This is a genomic window from Salinibacterium sp. SWN167 (genome assembly GCF_015864665.1).
Taxonomy (GTDB): domain Bacteria; phylum Actinomycetota; class Actinomycetes; order Actinomycetales; family Microbacteriaceae; genus Rhodoglobus.
In genome coordinates this window covers 1400831-1420155 of the sequence record NZ_JADYWU010000001.1, presented here as the reverse complement: position 1 = coordinate 1420155, position 19325 = coordinate 1400831, and the positions used below count along the sequence as shown (strand labels likewise).

Annotated in this window: 21 protein-coding genes; 9 read left to right on the top strand and 12 right to left on the bottom strand. The window is 60.2% G+C overall.

Going from position 1 to position 19325, the window contains the following annotated elements; genetic code table 11:
- The first annotated feature begins 1 nt into the window (after position 1).
- Both I6E60_RS06830 and I6E60_RS06825 read left to right on the top strand, forming a co-directional pair.
- Complete coding sequence (locus I6E60_RS06830; RefSeq protein ID WP_197179430.1) at positions 2-991, top strand: mechanosensitive ion channel family protein; 990 nt, start codon at positions 2-4, stop codon at positions 989-991.
- A gap of 152 nt (positions 992-1143) precedes the next feature.
- Positions 1144-1515: a globin gene (locus tag I6E60_RS06825; protein WP_197180042.1), complete on the top strand. Its 372-nt coding sequence runs from the start codon at positions 1144-1146 to the stop codon at positions 1513-1515.
- A gap of 14 nt (positions 1516-1529) precedes the next feature.
- Here I6E60_RS06825 and I6E60_RS06820 read toward each other — a convergent pair whose 3' ends face one another.
- The 4 genes from I6E60_RS06820 to I6E60_RS06805 all read right to left on the bottom strand — a co-directional run bounded on the left by I6E60_RS06820 (position 1530) and on the right by I6E60_RS06805 (position 4041).
- Positions 1530-2162 carry a hypothetical protein gene (locus I6E60_RS06820; protein WP_197179428.1) on the bottom strand — a complete coding sequence of 211 codons (633 nt, stop codon included), beginning with the start codon at positions 2160-2162 and terminating at the stop codon, positions 1530-1532.
- A gap of 144 nt (positions 2163-2306) precedes the next feature.
- Positions 2307-3368, bottom strand: a complete 1062-nt coding sequence (locus I6E60_RS06815; protein WP_197179426.1) for a hypothetical protein — start codon at positions 3366-3368, stop codon at positions 2307-2309.
- A 13-nt stretch (positions 3369-3381) separates the two neighbouring features.
- On the bottom strand, positions 3382-3828 hold the full coding sequence (locus I6E60_RS06810) for a hypothetical protein (RefSeq protein ID WP_197179424.1): 447 nt from the start codon (positions 3826-3828) through the stop codon (positions 3382-3384).
- 42 nt (positions 3829-3870) lie between these two features.
- Entirely contained in the window at positions 3871-4041 is a 171-nt protein-coding gene (locus I6E60_RS06805) for a hypothetical protein (RefSeq protein WP_197179422.1), read from the bottom strand.
- A 135-nt stretch (positions 4042-4176) separates the two neighbouring features.
- Here I6E60_RS06805 and I6E60_RS06800 point away from each other — a divergent pair, with 135 nt between their 5' ends.
- Positions 4177-4656 (top strand): hypothetical protein, encoded by a 480-nt coding sequence (locus I6E60_RS06800; RefSeq protein ID WP_197179421.1) that lies wholly within the window; start codon positions 4177-4179, stop codon positions 4654-4656.
- Between the two features lie 64 nt (positions 4657-4720).
- Here I6E60_RS06800 and I6E60_RS06795 read toward each other — a convergent pair whose 3' ends face one another.
- Positions 4721-5098, bottom strand: coding sequence for a GntR family transcriptional regulator (locus tag I6E60_RS06795; protein ID WP_197179420.1), 378 nt, complete (start codon positions 5096-5098; stop codon positions 4721-4723).
- A complete protein-coding gene (locus I6E60_RS06790) occupies positions 5098-6096 on the bottom strand; it encodes a hypothetical protein (protein ID WP_231601147.1) in 999 nt (332 codons plus the stop codon). Before I6E60_RS06790 ends, I6E60_RS06795 begins: the two co-directional genes overlap by 1 nt.
- A 392-nt stretch (positions 6097-6488) precedes the next feature.
- Here I6E60_RS06790 and I6E60_RS06785 point away from each other — a divergent pair, with 392 nt between their 5' ends.
- Positions 6489-6788: a thioredoxin family protein gene (locus I6E60_RS06785; RefSeq protein WP_197180041.1), complete on the top strand. Its 300-nt coding sequence runs from the start codon at positions 6489-6491 to the stop codon at positions 6786-6788.
- Between the two features lie 20 nt (positions 6789-6808).
- On the opposite strand, the gene I6E60_RS06780 is transcribed toward I6E60_RS06785, so the two are convergent.
- Complete coding sequence (locus I6E60_RS06780; protein ID WP_197179418.1) at positions 6809-7177, bottom strand: GNAT family N-acetyltransferase; 369 nt, start codon at positions 7175-7177, stop codon at positions 6809-6811.
- Positions 7178-7251: 74 nt separating this feature from the next.
- Here I6E60_RS06780 and I6E60_RS06775 point away from each other — a divergent pair, with 74 nt between their 5' ends.
- Together I6E60_RS06775 and I6E60_RS06770 are read left to right on the top strand one after the other, a co-directional pair.
- Entirely contained in the window at positions 7252-9345 is a 2094-nt protein-coding gene (locus I6E60_RS06775; RefSeq protein WP_197179417.1) for an ATP-dependent endonuclease, read from the top strand.
- Positions 9342-11135, top strand: coding sequence for a UvrD-helicase domain-containing protein (locus I6E60_RS06770; protein ID WP_197179416.1), 1794 nt, complete (start codon positions 9342-9344; stop codon positions 11133-11135). Before I6E60_RS06775 ends, I6E60_RS06770 begins: the two co-directional genes overlap by 4 nt.
- Before the next feature lie 125 nt (positions 11136-11260).
- On the opposite strand, the gene I6E60_RS06765 is transcribed toward I6E60_RS06770, so the two are convergent.
- Genes I6E60_RS06765 through I6E60_RS06745 form a run of 5 tightly spaced genes read right to left on the bottom strand, consistent with a single transcriptional unit; the run spans position 11261 to position 17313 of the window.
- Entirely contained in the window at positions 11261-12076 is an 816-nt protein-coding gene (locus tag I6E60_RS06765; RefSeq protein ID WP_197179414.1) for a CoA ester lyase, read from the bottom strand.
- A complete protein-coding gene (locus I6E60_RS06760; RefSeq protein ID WP_100388689.1) occupies positions 12073-12552 on the bottom strand; it encodes a MaoC family dehydratase in 480 nt (159 codons plus the stop codon). The genes I6E60_RS06765 and I6E60_RS06760 overlap by 4 nt, the downstream gene beginning before the upstream one ends.
- On the bottom strand, positions 12549-13736 hold the full coding sequence (locus I6E60_RS06755) for an acyl-CoA dehydrogenase family protein (RefSeq protein WP_197124200.1): 1188 nt from the start codon (positions 13734-13736) through the stop codon (positions 12549-12551). The genes I6E60_RS06760 and I6E60_RS06755 overlap by 4 nt, the downstream gene beginning before the upstream one ends.
- The gene (locus I6E60_RS06750; RefSeq protein ID WP_197124198.1) at positions 13733-15712 is read right to left on the bottom strand and encodes a biotin carboxylase N-terminal domain-containing protein; all 1980 of its coding nucleotides are present in this window, start codon (positions 15710-15712) and stop codon (positions 13733-13735) included. The genes I6E60_RS06755 and I6E60_RS06750 overlap by 4 nt, the downstream gene beginning before the upstream one ends.
- Positions 15712-17313 (bottom strand): carboxyl transferase domain-containing protein, encoded by a 1602-nt coding sequence (locus I6E60_RS06745; RefSeq protein ID WP_197179412.1) that lies wholly within the window; start codon positions 17311-17313, stop codon positions 15712-15714. Before I6E60_RS06745 ends, I6E60_RS06750 begins: the two co-directional genes overlap by 1 nt.
- Positions 17314-17412: 99 nt before the next feature.
- Between I6E60_RS06745 and I6E60_RS06740 the strand changes: the two genes are divergently transcribed.
- The 3 genes from I6E60_RS06740 to I6E60_RS06730 all read left to right on the top strand — a co-directional run bounded on the left by I6E60_RS06740 (position 17413) and on the right by I6E60_RS06730 (position 19315).
- Complete coding sequence (locus I6E60_RS06740) at positions 17413-17988, top strand: TetR/AcrR family transcriptional regulator (protein ID WP_197124194.1); 576 nt, start codon at positions 17413-17415, stop codon at positions 17986-17988.
- A 204-nt stretch (positions 17989-18192) separates the two neighbouring features.
- Positions 18193-18783, top strand: a complete 591-nt coding sequence (locus I6E60_RS06735) for a hypothetical protein (protein WP_197179410.1) — start codon at positions 18193-18195, stop codon at positions 18781-18783.
- Between the two features lie 199 nt (positions 18784-18982).
- Positions 18983-19315 (top strand): YrhK family protein, encoded by a 333-nt coding sequence (locus I6E60_RS06730; RefSeq protein ID WP_197124190.1) that lies wholly within the window; start codon positions 18983-18985, stop codon positions 19313-19315.
- Positions 19316-19325: the final 10 nt, after the last annotated feature.

The following is a 19325-nucleotide window of genomic DNA, read 5'->3' as shown; positions in this document are numbered from 1 at the left end:
CATGGAAGATTTCACGATCGGCGGCCTCTGGGCTGCGGTGCGAGCGTTTTACGAGAACTCGACGCTTCTTCAAGGTGCCGTGATCATTGCCGGCGCCTGGGTTCTTCGCTTCATTCTGTTGTTCGTCATCAAGCGCGTCGTTGACCGCGTGGTGAACGGCGTGAAGCACAAGGAGAACATCCACGACACTCAAGTTCTTCTGACCTCTCCGCTGGCAGCTGTGCGTGTTGTTCAGCGCACCCGCACTCTCGGCGGGGTTCTCTCTAGTCTGGTCACGGTCGCCATCGTGATCGTCGTGCTGCTGTTGCTATTCGATCTCTTCGCGCCGAATGCCACGGGCGCCTTCGCGCTCATCACCGCCGCCACCGGTGCTGGTCTTGGTTTCGGTGCCCAAAACGTGGTCAAAGACGTACTGAACGGTCTCTTTATGGTGGCCGAGGACCAGCTGGGCGTGGGCGACATTGTTGACCTCGGGCCGGCTGTTGGTGTTGTCGAGTCGGTCGACATCCGCACCACACAGGTTCGCGATGTCAACGGCACCCTGTGGTTTGTGCGCAACGGTGAGATCACCAGGGTGGGCAATATGTCGCAGGGCTGGGCACGCGTGATCATCGATCTTGCTGTGCCGTATGACTCTGATGTGGATGCCGTGCAGGAGCGCATCTTGAAGACCGCCGTTGACCTCTATAAGACTCCCAAATGGACGACTCGCATCTTGGAGCAGCCCGAGATTTGGGGCATTGAATCTATTTCCTCGGAGGCGGTGGTTGTTCGTCTGGTGGTGAAGACGGCATCCGCGACGAAGGATGATGTTGCTCGCGAGCTGCGGGCCCGTTTGAAGAAGGATTTGGACGAGATGGGTGTCAAACTTCCCGCATTGAACTCGATCGTGTTGAGTGGCTTTGAGGGTGCTGCGAGTGTGCGCGGTGCACGACCGCCCCGCACGCGCCCGGTGCCCGTGAACTTTGGCGAGGAGAAGCCCAAGAAATGACCGACCCTGAGAACGTGGCTGGCCCTGAGAGCGCGACCGGTGCTGGTGCCGAGAACGCTGCCGAGACAGCGAACACGGCTGATCCCACGAAGCGCCCGAAGATTCGCATCATCGCGAAGCCGGCGGTGACTCCGGATGCTCCGGCCGATTCGATGTGGGAACTCATCGGCGGTCGCGACACGTTCGAGAAGCTTGTGCGCGAGTTCTATGTTGGCGTAGCGACGGATGAGGTTTTGCTGCCGATGTACCCGGAGCAGCCCAACCTTGAGGGTGCCATCCAGCGCCTGACGGGTTTCTTGGAACAGTATTGGGGAGGTCCGAACACCTACAGCCAGGAACGCGGGCACCCCCGCCTACGCCAACGCCACATGCCTTTCAAGGTGAACCCGGATGCTCGCGACCGCTGGTTGCACCACATGCGCAACGCCCTCGACACTCTCGAGTTGCCGCCGCTCTACGACGCCGAAATCTGGGCGTACCTCGATCGTGCCGCGCACGCCATGGTTAATACGTTTGAGGATTAGTTGGCGAGTACGCTTCACACCCAGCCGGTGAACGACCTCTCACGCGGGATCAGTTCGAAGTAGCGGGTCCACCCGGCATCGCTCCAGCGGTAGTGACCACTTCGTACAGCGTCTATCCACCATGCGATAGGCGTGCAGAGCGAAACGAGCTGGGTGTCAGTATCAGCCGGATTGGTTCTCGTATCGAATGCGACCTTCCTGACCAACGGCAACGCCTCAGCGTCTGAGCACTGAATTGCAATGCCGTTATCCCAACGCCCGGTGAGCCTAAGCCAGTTGGGATCCCAATCCAGCTCGTTGCCTGCGATTTCATCAATGTCCAGATCTTGCAAGCGAACGACTCCCGCGATATCCCAGAAAGTGTGTCCACTCCAAAAAACCTGCGGTGCGGTGTCAGGCGAGCTGGGGTGTTCCCCGTTGTGCCACTCGAACCAGGTAAGTAGCTCTGGAGGGACAGCCCGAACCCGAGATTCAAACTGCCGTTCGACGTCGCCCGGATTTAACCCGGGGTTGAAAAGACTCGTTGGCGCACCTACTACGCGCAGTTCTCTCTCGAATTCTGCGAGCAATTCGGTGAGGAGTTCGGGCCCGGCACCTTCGACGCTCGGCCCATGCTCGGTGCTGACCGTTTTCGGCAGGGTTCTCATGCTGAGCACGATACCGTGGCGACAGCGCAACCTTAGGTCGAATTACCGCCGCTCTACGACGCCGAGATCTGGGCGTACCTCGACCGTGCCGCGCACGCCATGGTCAACACCTTTGAGGATTAGCCGTGCGGCTACCCGCCCCGTCTACTCTTCTTCGAAGAAATCGAATTCGTCTTCGCGCGCAAATCGTGCGTCGAGCGATGATGCGAGCGTCTGCAGTGCGGTCATGACTTCTTGCCACTGAGCTTTTGTGGGGTTGATCGAGTCGACGTGAACGGCCCGTAGTCTGCCGCCGTACGCAGCGGTAGCGATCACGGCAACCTCATGATCCGTACGCATGAACTCGGTCATCCCCTCAGCGAGGATGACCGCCGCGGTGACCGGTTCTCCCTCGCTAGAAACGAATCCCAAACGCGCCAGCGTCTGGGCGACCGTCTCGGCGTCGAGCGGACGAGCGTCTTCCAGATTCTCCACATCAGTATCGGGCGCCGCCAGAATGAGCTCATCGCCGACAGGCTCGTCGTCCTCAGGTTCAGAACTGTCCGACACCGAGTGTTCGGCAGCGGGCGCGAACAATAACGGTGGTCGACGCGGAGCGGGCTCGTCTGAACCTTCAAGGATTGAGTCTCCAGAGCGCTGCCTTGTGAGGGCATCCGCGACTGCGGTTTGTGGCAAGTTGAGCATCGACCGCAGGGTGCGATGAAGCAAGTTCTCAGGAGCCTCTGCTCCTCCCCTGCCGGACGTCAAGAGGTGCACGAGCCCCCAGCAGAACGAGTCCAGCGAGTAGGGAATCTGGGTTTCGCGATCGTTAATACTTTGCATCACAGTTCGTTGAAAGCTCATGCCCGGCTTCCAAGTATCCAAGGCCCAAACAACATCCCGCAGTTCGCGCTTAGCAACCTCAAATAGATAGTGCACGAGAAATTCAGACGCATAATCTTGCCTCGATGATCCGGGGATGATCTCTTCGACAGCCTCCCGCCGTGACCGTGCATCCGGTGGCACTCCAGGAAAGTCAGCGCGCGCAAATGAAATGAACCACCTCCACAGCGGAACAAGACTGTCGACTGAGCCATCGAACTGAACGAGGTCCTGGCCATCCCTCTGGAGCAACTGCGCGAGTTCGGTCAGCCGAATCGGGCCGTCCTCTTCGAGAACCGTCCGATACAGCTCCGCATCAGCGGCGCTCAATTCACTAAACCCCACGTTCACTCCCCCTTTACAAGCATCCGGAACTCGCCGCAGACATGGTGAAGAGTTGCCCTTCCCAGAGCAGTTCGTTCACGACGATCCCGAACCCACTCGCGGCCACAACAACCACCACGGCGAGCACGACGCCGCTAGTTCGTTTCGAGTAGTACATCGCGCCGATCACCAGCATGGGCACCAGCATCAGAACATGGATGATGACGAGCGGGATTCCGCCGAAGGCTAGTCCGAACCCGGCCATGGATGAATTCGCCGCGACCGACTTGCACTGCTCGGTCATCTCTTCAGAGAACGACAACCCGTACCAGAACCACGCGACACAGAGCACGATCGTTCCGACAGCGGCGATAAGCCAGAACGCGAGTTGCCCGGCACCTGAGCGCCAGCCGCCACTGGGTGCGAGCACGCTGGGTTTGGCAATGCCGGCCCCAGCGGTGTTCTTAGCGGGAGAACTCATGCGTTCTTCGAATCGAGGAGTGTCCGCGAGAACCTATTCCGCTCACTCACTTCCGTGCACATTCGCGCCGGACGACCCCGGTTGCCCGAGGTACTTTCGCAGCGCTTTGATCGACAGGATCAGAGCCCAGACAAGTAAGACAAAGAGGACGATCACCGCGGCGGCGAAGAGCAGATTGAGAAGCATTGCGAACGCGCCGATTGAACTCATCATGTGCCCAACCCTACGGAAAAAGTAAGAGAAACTCCACTACTCTCGGGCGGCGGCGGTTAACCAGTTTGGGGACTGTCGGCAGCCGCGAAAGCGAACAGCCCCGGTCCGCAACGGCGAAGATCTAAACTTCACACCATGTCAGTTAGCGATGAGCAAGGAAGCTATGCGCCAATCAATCAGGGCGTGTCACTCAACGAACAGCCGCAGCGCCTCCCCTTCGACCTCTCGACGCTGACGGTGACCGGTCTCGTCATTATCTGTGAACTCGATCATCCGGTTCTAGAAAGCACGCGGCCGCACATGAGCATGAAGATGACGCAGTATCTGCGGCTGTCGGATGAGTCGATGATCCGGCTCGATATGGATCGCGGCGTAACTGGCTTTCATCATGGGCGCCGCGGTGCGGTGTCGTGGAAACAGCCCGCAGCCGACGTGATCGCTGAGGTTCTCGCTCTAGTGCGCAACGACGACCGCGAGAATCCCGATTCCTTCCCGTGGGAAGCGTATGCCGAGGTCGCACAGCTCCGAGGCATCTCTGTCGACGCCGACGATCTGCGCGAACTTCCCCACACGGTACTGCTGTCGGATGAACTCACCGAGATTTACGAGTTCTGAGCGCTGTTTCTGCGGTGCGCACCATCACCTGACCGCTGGCGCGGGGATTACCGCTGGACGCCGTTCACAAAACGTCAACCTCTTTGTTCCAGATGACGCGGAGCACGCCGATCACGTCGGCCAAGTCGGAACCTACTGCTTCGGCTTCGACGGTGAGATCACGAATGCGACGAACTACGGATGCCGGCAGCACTGCTGCTGTTTCCGAGACTCGTGTGCCTGCCGCGGTGCGCGTGACGACAAGTTGGTCGCGCTCGAGAAATTTGTAGGCTTTTGCCGCAGTGCCGGGAGCAACCCCAAAATCATTCGCGGTTTGGCGCACGGTGGGCAGGCGTTCTCCGGAACCGAGCTGGCCTGAGGTGATTAGCCCGCGAAATTGCCGGTAGATTTCCTGCGCAGGGCTGCCCTCATCGGCGGGCACTGCGCCAGCCTGCTCGCCCATCACACCACCTCGGCAGTTACGGTGTTCTCGCTCGGTTGCCGACGCTGGTGAGCCGGAAGCAGCCGACGCGCAGCAATAAGGAGGAGCATAAACGCTGCGACTTCGAGCAGCGGCGCTAGCCACCCTGCCGCAGCAGCGAGGTTGGCGTAGTGCCACGTCATTTCATACGGTTCGCTGCGAGGGTCGCCATCGATCGTGAGCCCCCAGGGACCTCGGGCATTGTTGATCAGCCGGAATGCACCGCCTAACGCGAGCAGCATCGCCGCACTCGAGATACTGGTGATGCCAGCAGCGATTTCTCCACGGGCACGTCGCTCCGTGCCTGCGTTTTCTGGCACCCGAAACGGGCGTAGAGCATTCGCGCGAAGCGTCAACCACGCCATTATGGCTAGTACGCCAACGCAGATGATGACCGGGATGCCGTAGGCCCATCCATAGAACCAGAAGCGCAATGGATCGATCGTTGTATTCGCCGCGGCCAACTCGATGTAGATGTATCGTCCGCGATCGTCTGGCGACGATGCCGCCCCCGCTGCGAGGGTTGTTGCGACGAATGCCGCCACGAGCACGCCGGTGCCGGCGATTCCTGCCCGAGGGCCGAAGCTCAGCCACGTTCGGCGGGCCGTCGCGACGACCGGGCGAGCGGGAGCGACGGTTTTGCGCGAAGCGATCTGGAGCAGCAGCACCCCGAGGGTGAGGCCGGCGGCAATGAGCGGGGTGGCGTAGCGCCACCAGTCGACGGTGTTATAGAAGTTGAACACATAACCGCGCACCACGAATTCGACGAAATAAAGGACGATAACGGCGATCGCACCGATGCCGAGGGTGCGGCGCTCAAAGCCATATTCCGCCGGGCTGGTGAGGGCGTGATCTGTGCGAGAACCTAGTTGTCCTTTGCCTCGGCTGAAGCGACGAAACAGGCCGTACGCCACGAGCAGCAGCACTGTCAGGATGGGGGCAAGTAGTGGCATTGTCGACAGCATGCCTAAGTTTTCCATGATGTTGAATGAATCCAATCGGTCCCAAAACACGATGCCCTCTTTCCGTTGTCTTATCTTGTTCCATCAATCTAGTACAACTTGTAGCAAAACGGTAGCACAACTAAGTTTTGGGCTGACACTGCGGTTGAAGGGAAGCTAGGCGCCGAACCACCCCGTGCACAGCACGCACTGCGATCCTGCGGCGCCTGCCGTTCAAGCCCTCAACGCCGTCAGCGACAGGTCTGTTGTTCATCGGGAACTCGGTGGCACGGTTCCATAAAATTTGCGTCCGCCCCTGAGCCCGACGATGACGCACTGCCCGCGCCTCTGCGACAGCTCGATCATCCGGCTCGATGTTGATCGCTTCCGTGCTTCAGCTTCTCGCGCACTTCAGGGGTTACCGTGAGGGCATGGAGATCACGCTGCAATACTTCGAGGGCTGCCCCAACTGGAAGGTTGCCGATCAGCACATCACCGAACTCGTACAAGAGTTCCCGCAGATCACGGTGTCGCGACACCTGGTCGACACGGTCGAAGAAGCTGAGCGCGTGGGGTTCCGCGGGTCACCGAGCATCCTCTTCGATGGCGTGGATCCCTTTGCCCAGCCGGATGCCCCGGTCGGGCTCGCCTGCCGTCGCTACATAACCCCGGATGGCTTTGCCGGCGCGCCGACTGTTGACCAGCTGCGAGAGAAGTTGAACAGTCTGTAGCTCGCAGCGCTCCGTAAGATTTATGCCCGAGCTGTCAATCGGGCATACATGAACATGTCGCGCGGCTCTCCGTCTATTCGCTCCCAAGCCCGAAGCAGACCTTCCCGCTCATAGCCAGCGCTCTCTGCCGCTCGCCATGACCCCTCGTTCCACGGCTCAACGTATAGCTCGATCCGGTCGACATCGGCGTGGTTCACCGCCCACGCCGTGAGCACCCGGAGTGCTTCTGCGGCGTAACCCTTGCGCCGCTCGGAGGGCACCACCCAATACCCGATGCTGGCGCGCGCACCTGCTCCCGCTACGAAAAACATCCCGATGTGGCCAACGGCATGATCGGTGCCATCTGACGGGCCACGCTCGGTGAATAGAGGCACCCGCGTGTCGCCCATTCAATGGATAGCAGCTGAAGCACTCTTGAGGTGTTCTCTCATTTTCTGGACCCGTACCGAGATTGGCAGCCCCCATGGTCGACCGTTCCGCAGCAACCGAGGAATCCACTGACGTGCCCGTCCCTGCTCCAATGCGAGTCAGTCGAGTAGAAGTAGAGAATTTTCGGCTCCTAAGCAATGTCTCAGTCGCTCTCGATGACACCACCACCGTGCTCGTCGGCCGCAACAATACCGGCAAGACATCGCTGGCCGAAGTTCTCTCGCGATTCTTCAGCCCCAAAGACCTGAGGCTCTCGATCGCAGACTTTTCATCCGAGATTTACGACAGCTTCTTGGAAGCGTATGGGCACTTCATAGCCAAAGATGAAGCGGCAGCGAGGGACGCTCTGCCTTCGATCCGCTTGTCGATCACGGTCGCATATAGCCGCGAACAAAAAGAATTTGGGCCTCTCGCCGCCCTGATTGTGGATCTCGACCCTACTGTTTCGACTGCGATCGTCGAGTTTACTTACAAGCTAAAGGGAGGGTTACTTGCAGATTTCTTCGCCGACACCGCCCCTCTTGGAGACGGTAAGACGCCCACGATCACTGAATTACTCAGTGTGGTCGGTGCGCGGATACCAGGGATGTTCGAACGCTCGATCAGCGCCGTCGATCCAACAGACCCCACGAATACTCGCCCAGTTTCTCTAGACGCAGTCCGAAGTCTAATTAGTGTCGACTTACTGAATGCCCAACGTGGGTTAGACGATGAGAAGGAGCGCCCTACGGATTTGATCGGCTCATTGTTCGAGTCGCTTTTCACAGCAGCTTCCAAAGCAGACGCGTCAACGGAACGTCGTGATACCGCTGAAAACCTTCGAAGTGCAGTCTCCGAAATCGAGTCGAGACTTGGAGATGAGATCGAGACCATGGTCGCTGGTGTGATCCCGACCCTGCAAGAATTCGGGTACCCCGGCTTAGGCAGCCAAAACCTAGCAACCCAAACAAAGCTCGATATCGAGAAAATTCTCTCAAATTACACCAGCGTCCACTATGAAGGGGTCGCTGGCATCTCGCTACCGGAGTCGTATAGCGGACTCGGCTCGAGAAATCTTCTTCTGATCTTGCTTACCCTCCTCAGCTATTACCGCGCATTCACTTTGCGAGCCGGCGCGCCCGGCGTCCACCTGATCTTTGTCGAAGAACCCGAGGCTCATTTACACCCCCAAATGCAGGAAGTGTTCATTCACCAGCTTTCGGCGCTTAAGAAACTTTTCCCTGAGATCGACCGCATAGAAGAGCAATGGGCTGCACAGTTCGTGGTGTCCACTCATTCATCGCATGTTGCGAACAGAGCTCCTTTCTCGGCGATCCGGTACTTTCGCCTTGATAGTGGCGCTGAGGCATCGACGGCGCGACACACAGACGTACTTGACCTGAGCAAAGCAAAAGACATGGACGCCGAGTTCCTGCATCAGTACCTCACTCTCACGAGGTCAGATCTCTTTTTCGCGGACAAAGCAATATTGGTGGAAGGTACTAGCGAACGACTGATCGTGCCAAGGGCCGTCGAAAAGACCGAGCCAGCCGAGGGTGAAGCCAGCGCGTCTAGCCAGTACGTCACGATTCTAGAAGTTGGCGGAGCGTATGCTCACCTCTTCTTTCCACTGTTAGATTTCATCGGGCTGCCGAGCCTAGTAATCACTGACATTGACAGCGTCGGGCCCGCAGTCAAAGGCACGCGCTCGTCGTCTCCGGTACATGTTGGGGACCGCACGAGCAACGCAACTATCAAGAATTGGTTTGCGAACAAGGACGTGACGCCTTCGGAACTCATCGAACTCGCTAAGACTGATCAAATAGTAAGAGGCAACCGATATCTGGCTTATCAAGTTCCTGAGGAATCGGAAAGTGCATGCGGCCGCACGTTCGAAGATGCGTTCATCCTCGCGAATCAGACAATGTTCGAATTCGTTCCGAGTAGCGGGGACGTCGAAACGGAGAATAAGGCAGCTGACCTCGCGAAAGCTCAGAAGAAGAGCGAATTTGCACTCACCTACTCGATCTCGAAAACCGATTGGGATACCCCTCGTTACATAGCTCGCGGTCTCGAGTGGCTCCTTTCGAATCCCACGATCAAATCGGTAGGGGCGCCCGCCGCGGAGCCAAAGGCCGCGGTCAAGTGACAATCACGGAGCCATCACGCGAAGGCGAACCGCGAACTGCTGAGCAGGAGAGCGATACCGCTCTGAGCGCTGTATTCGAGGCACTAGATGATCGACAGAATTTTCTCCTCGAGGCGGGAGCCGGAGCAGGAAAGACCTACTCATTGATCGCCGCGCTAAGGCACATCCTTGAACAGCCCGAAAAATATCTGCCCCGAGGTGATCAGCAGGTTGCGTGCCTGACCTACACGAAAGTCGCCCGCGACGAGATTATCCGGCGTACTGATTCCAGCCCGCGCGTTTACGCGGACACGATCCACGGTTTCCTATGGGAGATGATCTCGCCGTACCAACGAGCTTTGACGCGGGAGGTGCTTGGACTTGAATCGTGGACGGGAACCTTGGACGGTGCGACTTCCCTCGATGGTCTATCCGTCGAATACGATCTCGGCATTCGAGGCCTCTCTGAAACCGCTATTCGTCTTCACCACGACGATGTACCGCAGTTGGCCATAGGACTTCTGAAGCTTCCGAAATTCCGCTCGCTCATTACGGACCGTTTCCCGATCATCTTCATCGACGAATATCAGGACACCCCAAAGGGCCTGGTCGAAGCCCTCCTCCCAGATAACGCTGCCGAAGTTGGCCCCTTACTCGGCTTCTTCGGCGACCACTGGCAACAAATTTATGAGAAATCATCTGGTTCAATCGTTCACCCAAGCGTTAGAGCAATTCCTAAGAATGCGAATTTCAGATCAGACACTTCGATTGTCAACTTCCTAAATAAGCTTCGCCCGGAGCTCCCCCAATCTCCCGCAGTCGGAGCCGGGGAAGGAACGGTAAAGGTTTACCACGCAAATGCGTGGCCAGGAGTCCGCCTGACTCACTCGTGGAAAGGAGACATCTCCCACGAGGCGGCGGGAGAAGCCCTACGGGTTGTAACCGAACATACGAAGCAGAACGTATGGCCTAACCCGACCAACGACACGAAGACGTTAATGCTGACTCATTCAGCTCTCGCTCTCGAACTAGGCTACGGCTCGCTCCTAAGCGTCTTTAAGTACAACGACGCGTTTGCTAAGAAGGAAGACGAAGTGATCGCTTTCTTGTTGGACGTTCTCGAGCCAGCAGCAGAGGCGTTTAGGACGAAACGCTACGGTGCTCTATTCGATGTCCTCGGACGTTCGAAGCCCCTGATCCGTTGTCACAACGACAAGGTTATGTGGGCCAAGTTCTTTGACGACCTTGAATCAAAGCGCACAGGGGCAACTGTTGGCGATGTGCTCGATCGTGTCTTCGGACAGAAACTTTTCTCCGTTCCGAGCCGAGTGGTGAAGAGGCAAAGCGACCTTGATGAGGCAACAAGACTTGTGAATTCTGGTGACACGAGCGCTATAGCTAGGCGCACTTCGGAATTCGAGAAACTTCGCCGCGTCGATTACACCGAAATTATCGCGCTGAGCAGATACGTGGCCGAAAAGACGGTGTTTTCGACCAAGCACAATGTGAAAGGCGCCGAATTCGACAATGTCGTTGTTGTTCTAGGGCGAGGCTGGACTGCCTACGATTACGCAAAGATGTTGTCCGTCCACCCACGTCGATCTCAACTGGATGAGAAGGAGACGTCTAGCTATAGAAAATCCCGCAACCTCTTCTACGTCGCAGCGTCGCGCGCTAAGCACAATCTGGTGCTGGTATTCACACAAGAGCTAGATTCCAGTGCTCTGATATGTCTTCGCGAGTGGGCGGGAGACGAAAACGTCATAGGAATTACCTTCGAGGACTCGAACTCACCGCATATCGAAGACTAAACCAGGTGATCCTGACCAGCTTTTCGACGATCAGGCGCAATGCGGGCTTCGGCCCATCAAACCCGTCTTTTAACTACCGACGGGGAACACCATAGTCAAACCACTTTCGGGCGAGAAAGGTCGGACTAACCCTCGCGCAACCCCGCCCGCGCGACCACGCGCTCCGCGTGCCGCAGGATGGGGCCGTCGACCATGCGACCCTCGAAGCTGAAGACTCCGGGCTGCGATTCCGCTGCGGCGAGCAGTGCCCGGGCTGAGGCGATTTGCTCGACCGTGGGCGCATAACTTTCGCGCACGATGGCGACCTGAGAGGGATGGATGCAGGCCGTTGCCGTGAACCCGAGTGCTGCGGCATCCCGAGCTTCAGCAGCCAAACCATCAGTGTCGGCAATGTCGAGATGCACCGCATCGATCACCGCCTTCGAATAGGCACCGGCCGCGAGCAGCACCGACGACCGCGCATGCAACGCGACACCACGGTAGGGGCCGGAATCTTCGCGCGACGACGAGCCGCCAAGCGATGCCACCAAATCTTCGGCACCCCACATGAGGGCAACCACGCACTCCAGCGCCGCCAAACTTGTGGCCGCCAGCACACCCCGCGCCGTCTCGCACAGGGCGATCACGTCAAGGTCAGTGAGCGCATCGAAGTCAGCAACCGACTCCGACTTCGAGAGCATCACCGTGCGGTACTCCGTCTGCTCCAACGCCTCGAGGTCACTATCGTGATCCTCGGTGCCCGCCGGATTCAGGCGCACGATCGTGCGGGCCGGATCCATCGGATTCGCGATCAGGGCAGCGCGGGCCGCGGCCTTATCAACGCTGGCAACAGCATCCTCAAGGTCGATGAGGATGGCATCCGCGCGCTCCAGCGCCTTGGCATAACGGTCGGGGCGATCGCCCGGAACAAACAGAATCGACGGCCCTAACGTGAAGCTCACGGTGCGCCCTCCTCAGTCCAGACCATCACCGAACGCGTCGCGACAGCCACCACAACACCATCCTGGTTCTTGGCCGTGTGCCGCAACGAAATGATTCCCTGGCCGGGCCGCGACTTCGAGAGTCGCTTTTCCAGCACCTCACTCTCGGAATACATCGTGTCACCGTGATACAGCGGATGCGGAAAGTTGACCTCTGTGAAGCCCAAGTTCGCCACAATCGTGCCCTGCGTCAGTTGAGCCACGGATGCTCCCACCATCGTCGAAAGCGTGAACATCGAGTTCACCAAGCGCTGCCCAAAAGGCTGCTGCTCCGACCACGCGGCATCCAAATGCAACGACTGCGTGTTCATCGTCATCGTCGTGAAGAGAACGTTGTCGGCCTCAGTGACGGTGCGGCCAGGCGCGTGCAGATAGACAGCGCCCTCCTCGAACTCGTCGAACCACAGGCCGCGTTGCTGAATACGTTTGCCGGTCATAGGGTCGCGAATCCCAGCTCACGAGCGATGACCATCATCTGCACCTCAGTGGTGCCCTCACCGAGTTCCAACACCTTGGAATCGCGGTAGTGGCGAGCGACAGGGTTCTCGTTCATGAAGCCATAGCCACCAAAGATTTGGGTGGCATCCCGAGCGTTATCCATGGCCGCCTCGCTGCTGATCATTTTCGCCAAGCTCGCCTCCATCTTGAAAGGAACTCCGGCAACCAGTTTGCGGGCTGCGTCGTACGTTGCCAAGCGTGCCGAGTGAACTCGGGCCTGCATCCGCGCAATCTTGAACGCAATGTGCTGGTTCGAGCCGATCGAACGGCCGAAGACGTGACGCTCGTTGGCGTAGCGGATCGACTCCTCGAGGCAACCCTGAGCCGCACCCGTGCAGAGTGCCGAGAACGCGACGCGACCCTCATCCAAAGCCTCAATGAAGTTCGCGAAACCACGGCCGCGCTCCCCCATCAGGTTCGCTTCGGGAACGCGCACGTTGTCGAACGACAGCGGATGCGTGTCAGACGTGTGCCAGCCGACCTTGTCGTAGGGCGGGTGCACTGTGAAGCCCGGCGTACCGTTCGGAACGAGGATGGCGCTCAACTCAGGCCGGCCATTCTCGCGACGCCCCGTGACCGCCGTGACCGTCACGACCTTCGTGATCTCACTGCCCGAGTTAGTGATGAACTGCTTCGTGCCGTTGATGACCCATTCGCCATCGACGAGCTCGGCAGTGGTCTTGGTTCCCGCAGCATCGGAGCCGGCATCCGCTTCGGTCAGCCCGAATCCGGCGAGAGCTTCACCGCGCGCGAGCATCGGAACCCACTGCTGCTTCTGCTCTTCGCTACCGTGCTTGAAGATCGGCATTGCGCCAAGGCCGATACCGGCCTCGAGCGTCACCGCGATCGACTGGTCAACGCGAGCAAGCTGCTCAATGGCGAGACACAGCGAAACGTAATCCTTGCCCTGCCCGCCGAACTCCGTGGGGAACGGCAAACCGAAGAGCCCCATCTCCCCCATCTGAGCGATGATGCCGTAGGGCAGTTCACGCTTCGTGTCGTACTCATACGCTGCCGGAGCAACAACCTTGTCCGCGAAATCGCGCACGTCAGCGCTCAACTTCAGCTGCTCATCGGTGAGGCCGAGGTGGGTGATTTCGCCGCGGGTAGCGTCGTGACTCATGAGGTTTCTCCTTCAGTGCTCGCTTGTGGCGATTCGATTCGGGCAACGATCTGATCGCGTGTGACCAGATCGCCAGGCTTCAAGCTGATGTCGACAACCCCATCGAGGGTCGCGACAACGGGGTGTTCCATCTTCATGGCTTCAATCGTGAGCACCGTCTGACCTGCAGTGACGGCGTCTCCGTGGGCGACGGCGACCGCGACGACGGTGCCGGGCATGGGCGAACGCAGTTCGGGATCGATAACGCCAGCGACTCTTGCGAGAGTGGCGCGGTGAGCCGCAAGCGACTCGGCGCGGGACTGCGCAGTGAGAGCCCAGGAAGTGCCCTCCTGCCCAATCCACACCGTGGCGTCGGCCGTTTCGATAGTGAGGCGGATGGTCTGCGTGCCCCACTCGATACCGGTGCTCGTCAGGCGAGCCGGGGTTGTCGTGCCGTCTATCGTGACTTCCGCTGCGCTGGGCGGGCCGGCCACCAAAACCTCGTGCACCTGCCCCGCACACGCGAGACGGTAGCGGGCCGGGCGATGCTGGCCCACGCGCCAACCGGAGGGGCGCTGCCAGGGTGAGCCCGGCATCCACCGCTCGGAATGGATGCTCAAAGCCGCCGCTGCGAGCACCGCCGGAGTTGGCGCGGCGAACTCGATCTCGGCGAGAGCCCGCTCGATGAGGCCCGTATCGAGGTCGCCCGCACGCACGTCATCGCGGTTGAGAAGAGCTCGCAAGAATTCGATGTTCGTCGTGACGCCCAGGATGACGGTGTCAGCGAGGGCACGGTCGAGTTTCGTGAGGGCTTCGTCGCGGGTCGCCGCGTGAGAGATGACCTTGGCGAGCATGGGGTCGTAGTTGGCGGAGACCGTGCCGCCTTCGACTAGCGAGCTGTCGACGCGCACATCGTTCGCTTCGTGGAGCGCGACGATCTGACCGGCGGAGGGCAGGAAGTCGTTCGCGGGATCTTCGGAGTAGATGCGAGCCTCGACCGAATGGCCGGTAAGCACCGGAGTCTCCACCGTGAGCTTCTCGCCGGCAGCAATTCGCACTTGCCACTCCACGAGGTCGATGCCGGTGACCATTTCGGTGACCGGGTGCTCCACTTGCAGGCGGGTATTCATCTCCATGAAAAAGAACTCGTCGGGGGCATTGTCGGAGACGAGGAACTCGACAGTTCCGGCACCGACGTAGTTCACGCTGCGGGCGACCTCGCAGGCTGCTTCACCAATGCGTTGACGAGTTGCCTCATCGAGCAGCGGCGATGGTGCTTCTTCGATGATCTTCTGGTGGCGACGCTGCAGCGAACATTCGCGCTCTCCCAGATGAATCGTCGTGCCGTGGCTATCGGCCAACACCTGCACCTCGATGTGGCGCGGCTTCTCCACGAGGCGCTCGAGAAAGAGAGTGTCATCGCCGAACGCGGCACTGGCCACACGACGAGCAGAGTCGAGCGCACCGGCAACGGCATCGGGTTCGCGCACGATCGTCATGCCCTTGCCACCACCACCGGCCGACGGCTTGATCAGCAAGGGGAACCCAACCTCGGCCGCAGCGGCCACCAGATCATCGTTGGTCATGCCCGGTTCAGCGATTCCGGGGATCACCGCGACACCGCGCTCGGTCACGTGCTTCTTCGACGCGATCTTGTCGCCCATGATCTCAAGCGCTTCGACGCCGGGGCCGATAAACGTGATTCCGCCGGCGGCACAGGCCTCGGCGAGGGACGCGTTTTCGGAGAGGAAGCCATAGCCCGGGTGGATCCCGTCAGCATTCATGCCCGAAACGGCATGAGCGGCAGCAACGATCGATTCGACCGAGAGGTAGCTGTCGATCAGTACCGCGGCATCCGCTACTCGGACGTGCTTCGCGTCCCGATCGTGCTCGGTGTAGACCGCGATCGAACGGATGCCCATCGAGTGCAGGGTGCGTGTGATGCGACAGGAAATTTCGCCACGATTGGCGACCAGAACAGCAGAAAACATCGCCATCACATCCGGAAGAGGCCGAAGGCCGGGTCGGGCAGCGGGGTGGCCGCGGCGATATCGAGGGCCATGCCGAGCACGTCTCTCGTGTCCTTGGGGTCAATGATTCCGTCATCCCAGAGGCGAGCTGTCGAATAGTAGGGGCTGCCCTGGCGTTCATACTGCTCGCGGATGGGCTTTTCGAACTCGACCTTGTCGTCGTCGGTGAAGGCGTCTTCGCCGAGTTGATCGCGGCGCACCGTGGAGAGCACGGCAGCAGCCTGCGGGCCACCCATAACCGAGATGCGGGCGTTGGGCCACATCCACAAGAAACGTGGCGAATACGAGCGGCCACACATCGAATAATTGCCGGCGCCGAACGAGCCGCCGATCACGACCGTGAACTTAGGAACGCGCGTTGTCGCCACCGCAGTGACCATCTTGGCGCCGTTCTTGGCGATGCCACCGGCCTCATATTCCTTGCCGACCATGAAGCCCGAAATGTTCTGCAGGAACAGCAGCGGGATGCCGCGCTGATCGCACAGTTCGATGAAGTGAGCGCCCTTGAGCGCCGATTCGCTGAACAGCACCCCGGCGTTGGCAACGATGCCGACCGGATGCCCGTGCAGCGTCGCGAAGCCGGTGATGAGCGTCGTGCCGTATTCCTTCTTGAACTCGTGGAACTCACTGCCATCGACGATCCGCGCGATTACTTCGCGCACTTCGTACGGGCTCTGCACGTCGGTGGGCACGACGCCGTAGAGCTCGTCGGGGTTCACTACGGGAGGCCGCGAGGCGACAACATCCCACGCGGGAGCCGCAGGCTTGGGGATTGTCTTGATGATGTCCCGCACAATTTCGAGCGCATGGCGGTCGTCGTCGGCCAGGTGGTCGGTGACGCCAGAGGTGCGCGCGTGCACGTCTCCCCCGCCGAGTTCTTCGGCCGTGACGATCTCGCCGATAGCAGCCTTGACGAGGGGCGGGCCGCCCAAGAATATCGTGCCCTGATTGCGCACGATGATCGTCTCGTCGCTCATTGCGGGAACGTAAGCGCCACCCGCGGTGCACGAGCCCATGACCGACGCGATCTGCGGGATGCCGGCCGCCGAGAGCCGAGCCTGGTTGTAGAAGATGCGCCCGAAGTGGTCGCGGTCGGGAAAGACTTCATCCTGCATCGGCAAGAACGCGCCGCCCGAGTCCACGAGGTAGACGCACGGCAGTTTGTTCTCGAACGCAATCTCTTGCGCCCGCAAGTGCTTTTTGACCGTGAGGGGAAAGTAGGTGCCGCCCTTGACCGTCGCGTCGTTCGAGATCACGAGCACGGGGCGAGAGTGGATGAGGCCAATACCGGCAATAACGCCAGCGCCGGGAGCCTGGTCGTCGTAGATTCCATTCGCGGCGAGCGGGGCGATCTCGATGAAAGGGCTGCCCTCGTCGAGCAGTTCGTCGACTCGGTCGCGAGGCAGCAGCTTGCCGCGGGAGACGTGGCGTTCGCGAGATTTCTCTGAGCCACCGAGGGCTGTCGTCGCGAGTCGTTCGCGCAATTGCTCGACAAGGCCGCGCATTGACTCTTCGTTGGCCACAAACGTCGGGTGGGACGGTTGAGCGGCCGAGGAAATCTTCTCCATCGAACACCTTCGTTCAGCGCAGCTTGTGGCCACTTGGGTTAGTCGCTACTAACTCAATTTAGGTTAGCGAGCATTAACCGAACTGTCTAGACTCAGAACATGAACGAGACGCCAACTCTGCGAAGCCAAGCGAAGGCCGACCGCCGCGAGGCGCTCCTCGACGCCGCCGCCAGCCTCTTCGCCGAGCGCGGCTTCACGCGCGTCTCGCTCGAAGAACTCGGAGCCGCCGCCGGCGTGAGCGGCCCCGCCGTCTACCGCCACTTCGACGGCAAACAAGACGTGCTCGCCGCGATACTCGTGGATGCCAGCTCCAGCCTGTGCGCCGGAGCCCAAACCGTGATCGAACACGCCCCCACAGCGCGAGCCGCGCTCGAAAACCTTGTTCAGTTTCACGTTGAATTTGCGCTCCGCAATGCCAACGTCATCCGCGTACAAGATCGCGACCTCGACAGCCTCACCGACGACGACCGCCACGAGGTGCGCGCCCTGCAGCGCAGCTACGTCGAGCAGTGGGTTGCCACGCTGGCTCGCCTTCATCCGGATGCCGCGACCACCGAGCTGCGCACCCGTGCCCACGCCACCTTCGGGCTCATCAACTCCACTCCCCACAGTGGGCGCGCGGGCGCGACTCGCGACGTGCTCGAGCGGATGGCGCTGGCCGCCCTCGACGCGTAGCCGCGCGCTCAACGCCTAATCACTCGCTCGCCGCCAGCCGCCGGCATCCCGCGGCCGAACTCAACGCCGCGCATAGCCGCCTCATTGGGTTACATCAGCACTTCCCCACGGGGCGTGCAGCGCCAGCACAGTGCCTTGATAGACCCGGCCCGCAGTGTTGTCTTCACACCCCGGAGATTCCGGAAATGACGAAAAGGATCAACCATGAAGAAGACACTGATTGCAGGAGCGGCCGGAGTAGTTTTGGCCTCCTGCGTCGGACTTGCAGTGGCCCTGCCCGCTCAGGCCGAGACGCTCACAACCGCCACCTCCAGCTCAAGCGCCTCTGAATCGGGCACTTCCGCCACCGACGACCGCACTCCCCGTGGTCACGGCCAGGGTGGTGCCCACATTGATGCTGCAACTCTCGCGACCGCACTCGGACTCACCGAAACCGAAGTCTCCGACGCGGTGACCGCCGTGCGCGACGCAACCGAACCATCCGAAACAAAGCTCGATAAAGACGCGACCGCCGATGAAAAGATGGCCGCCAAGGATGCCCGCCAGGCTGCGTTCGTGACGGCTCTCGCTGCCGAACTCAACGTTGACGAAGATGCGGTAACCACCGCACTTGCTGACATTCGAACCGACCTCGAAGCTGCCAGGGAGGCTGCGGGTGACGAACGTGTCGGCGCTGGCAAGGGCGAAGGCACGCCGGGCGCCCGCGCAGGCCACGGCGATCGCGGCGACGTCGCAGATCGACCCAACCGTGATGGTGACGCTGAGGCCGTCGAAGAAGCGCCTACCGACGACTAACCACCACCCAGCACCTCCCCCGAGGACGAAGGGCCTGCGACCGATCGGTCGCAGGCCCTTCCGTGTGCGCTCCAGGTCGCTGTGCGGCAGTGGGCGAGGCGGCCCGTGCGGCGCCCAGTGATGCATCCCGTGTGGCATCGAATCACTGAGACTGCGAAACTGTGGGCCACGCGCGTTGACCAACCGAAGGATGAAACGCATGGGCGACTCCCCTCCCGCTACTGACAGCAGCACGAGCAACGGCGACAGCACCTCCCACCCGCTTGTCGTGCGGGTCGGGCGCGAAGAGCTGGTGATTCGCCAACGCTACGAGGTCATCAGCATCGTCAACGACATCCTGATCGGGCTGCTCTTTCTCGTGGGCAGCATCTTCTTTTTCACGCCCGAACTCACCCACGCTGGCACGTGGCTCTTCGTTCTGGGCAGTGTTGAGATGCTTATTCGCCCGATCATTCGCTTCTCCCGGCGCGTGCATCTCAGCCGGTACTCGTCGCAGTCAGCGACAGACCCCGCCAGCAGCCGCGACTTTTAGCGGCCACTCA

Excerpts from the sequence above, each read along its gene's own strand:
- I6E60_RS06830 (WP_197179430.1), top strand. The coding sequence starts at position 2 with ATGGAAGATTTCACGATCGGCGGCCTCTGGGCTGCGGTGCGAGCGTTT.
- I6E60_RS06825 (WP_197180042.1), top strand. The coding sequence starts at position 1,144 with ATGTGGGAACTCATCGGCGGTCGCGACACGTTCGAGAAGCTTGTGCGC.
- I6E60_RS06820 (WP_197179428.1), bottom strand. The coding sequence starts at position 2,162 with ATGAGAACCCTGCCGAAAACGGTCAGCACCGAGCATGGGCCGAGCGTC.
- I6E60_RS06810 (WP_197179424.1), bottom strand. The coding sequence starts at position 3,828 with ATGAGTTCTCCCGCTAAGAACACCGCTGGGGCCGGCATTGCCAAACCC.
- I6E60_RS06805 (WP_197179422.1), bottom strand. The coding sequence starts at position 4,041 with ATGATGAGTTCAATCGGCGCGTTCGCAATGCTTCTCAATCTGCTCTTC.
- I6E60_RS06800 (WP_197179421.1), top strand. The coding sequence starts at position 4,177 with ATGTCAGTTAGCGATGAGCAAGGAAGCTATGCGCCAATCAATCAGGGC.
- I6E60_RS06795 (WP_197179420.1), bottom strand. The coding sequence starts at position 5,098 with ATGGGCGAGCAGGCTGGCGCAGTGCCCGCCGATGAGGGCAGCCCTGCG.
- I6E60_RS06790 (WP_231601147.1), bottom strand. The coding sequence starts at position 6,096 with ATGGAAAACTTAGGCATGCTGTCGACAATGCCACTACTTGCCCCCATC.
- I6E60_RS06785 (WP_197180041.1), top strand. The coding sequence starts at position 6,489 with ATGGAGATCACGCTGCAATACTTCGAGGGCTGCCCCAACTGGAAGGTT.
- I6E60_RS06780 (WP_197179418.1), bottom strand. The coding sequence starts at position 7,177 with ATGGGCGACACGCGGGTGCCTCTATTCACCGAGCGTGGCCCGTCAGAT.
- I6E60_RS06775 (WP_197179417.1), top strand. The coding sequence starts at position 7,252 with ATGGTCGACCGTTCCGCAGCAACCGAGGAATCCACTGACGTGCCCGTC.
- I6E60_RS06760 (WP_100388689.1), bottom strand. The coding sequence starts at position 12,552 with ATGACCGGCAAACGTATTCAGCAACGCGGCCTGTGGTTCGACGAGTTC.
- I6E60_RS06755 (WP_197124200.1), bottom strand. The coding sequence starts at position 13,736 with ATGAGTCACGACGCTACCCGCGGCGAAATCACCCACCTCGGCCTCACC.
- I6E60_RS06750 (WP_197124198.1), bottom strand. The coding sequence starts at position 15,712 with ATGGCGATGTTTTCTGCTGTTCTGGTCGCCAATCGTGGCGAAATTTCC.
- I6E60_RS06745 (WP_197179412.1), bottom strand. The coding sequence starts at position 17,313 with ATGGAGAAGATTTCCTCGGCCGCTCAACCGTCCCACCCGACGTTTGTG.
- I6E60_RS06740 (WP_197124194.1), top strand. The coding sequence starts at position 17,413 with ATGAACGAGACGCCAACTCTGCGAAGCCAAGCGAAGGCCGACCGCCGC.
- I6E60_RS06735 (WP_197179410.1), top strand. The coding sequence starts at position 18,193 with ATGAAGAAGACACTGATTGCAGGAGCGGCCGGAGTAGTTTTGGCCTCC.
- I6E60_RS06730 (WP_197124190.1), top strand. The coding sequence starts at position 18,983 with ATGGGCGACTCCCCTCCCGCTACTGACAGCAGCACGAGCAACGGCGAC.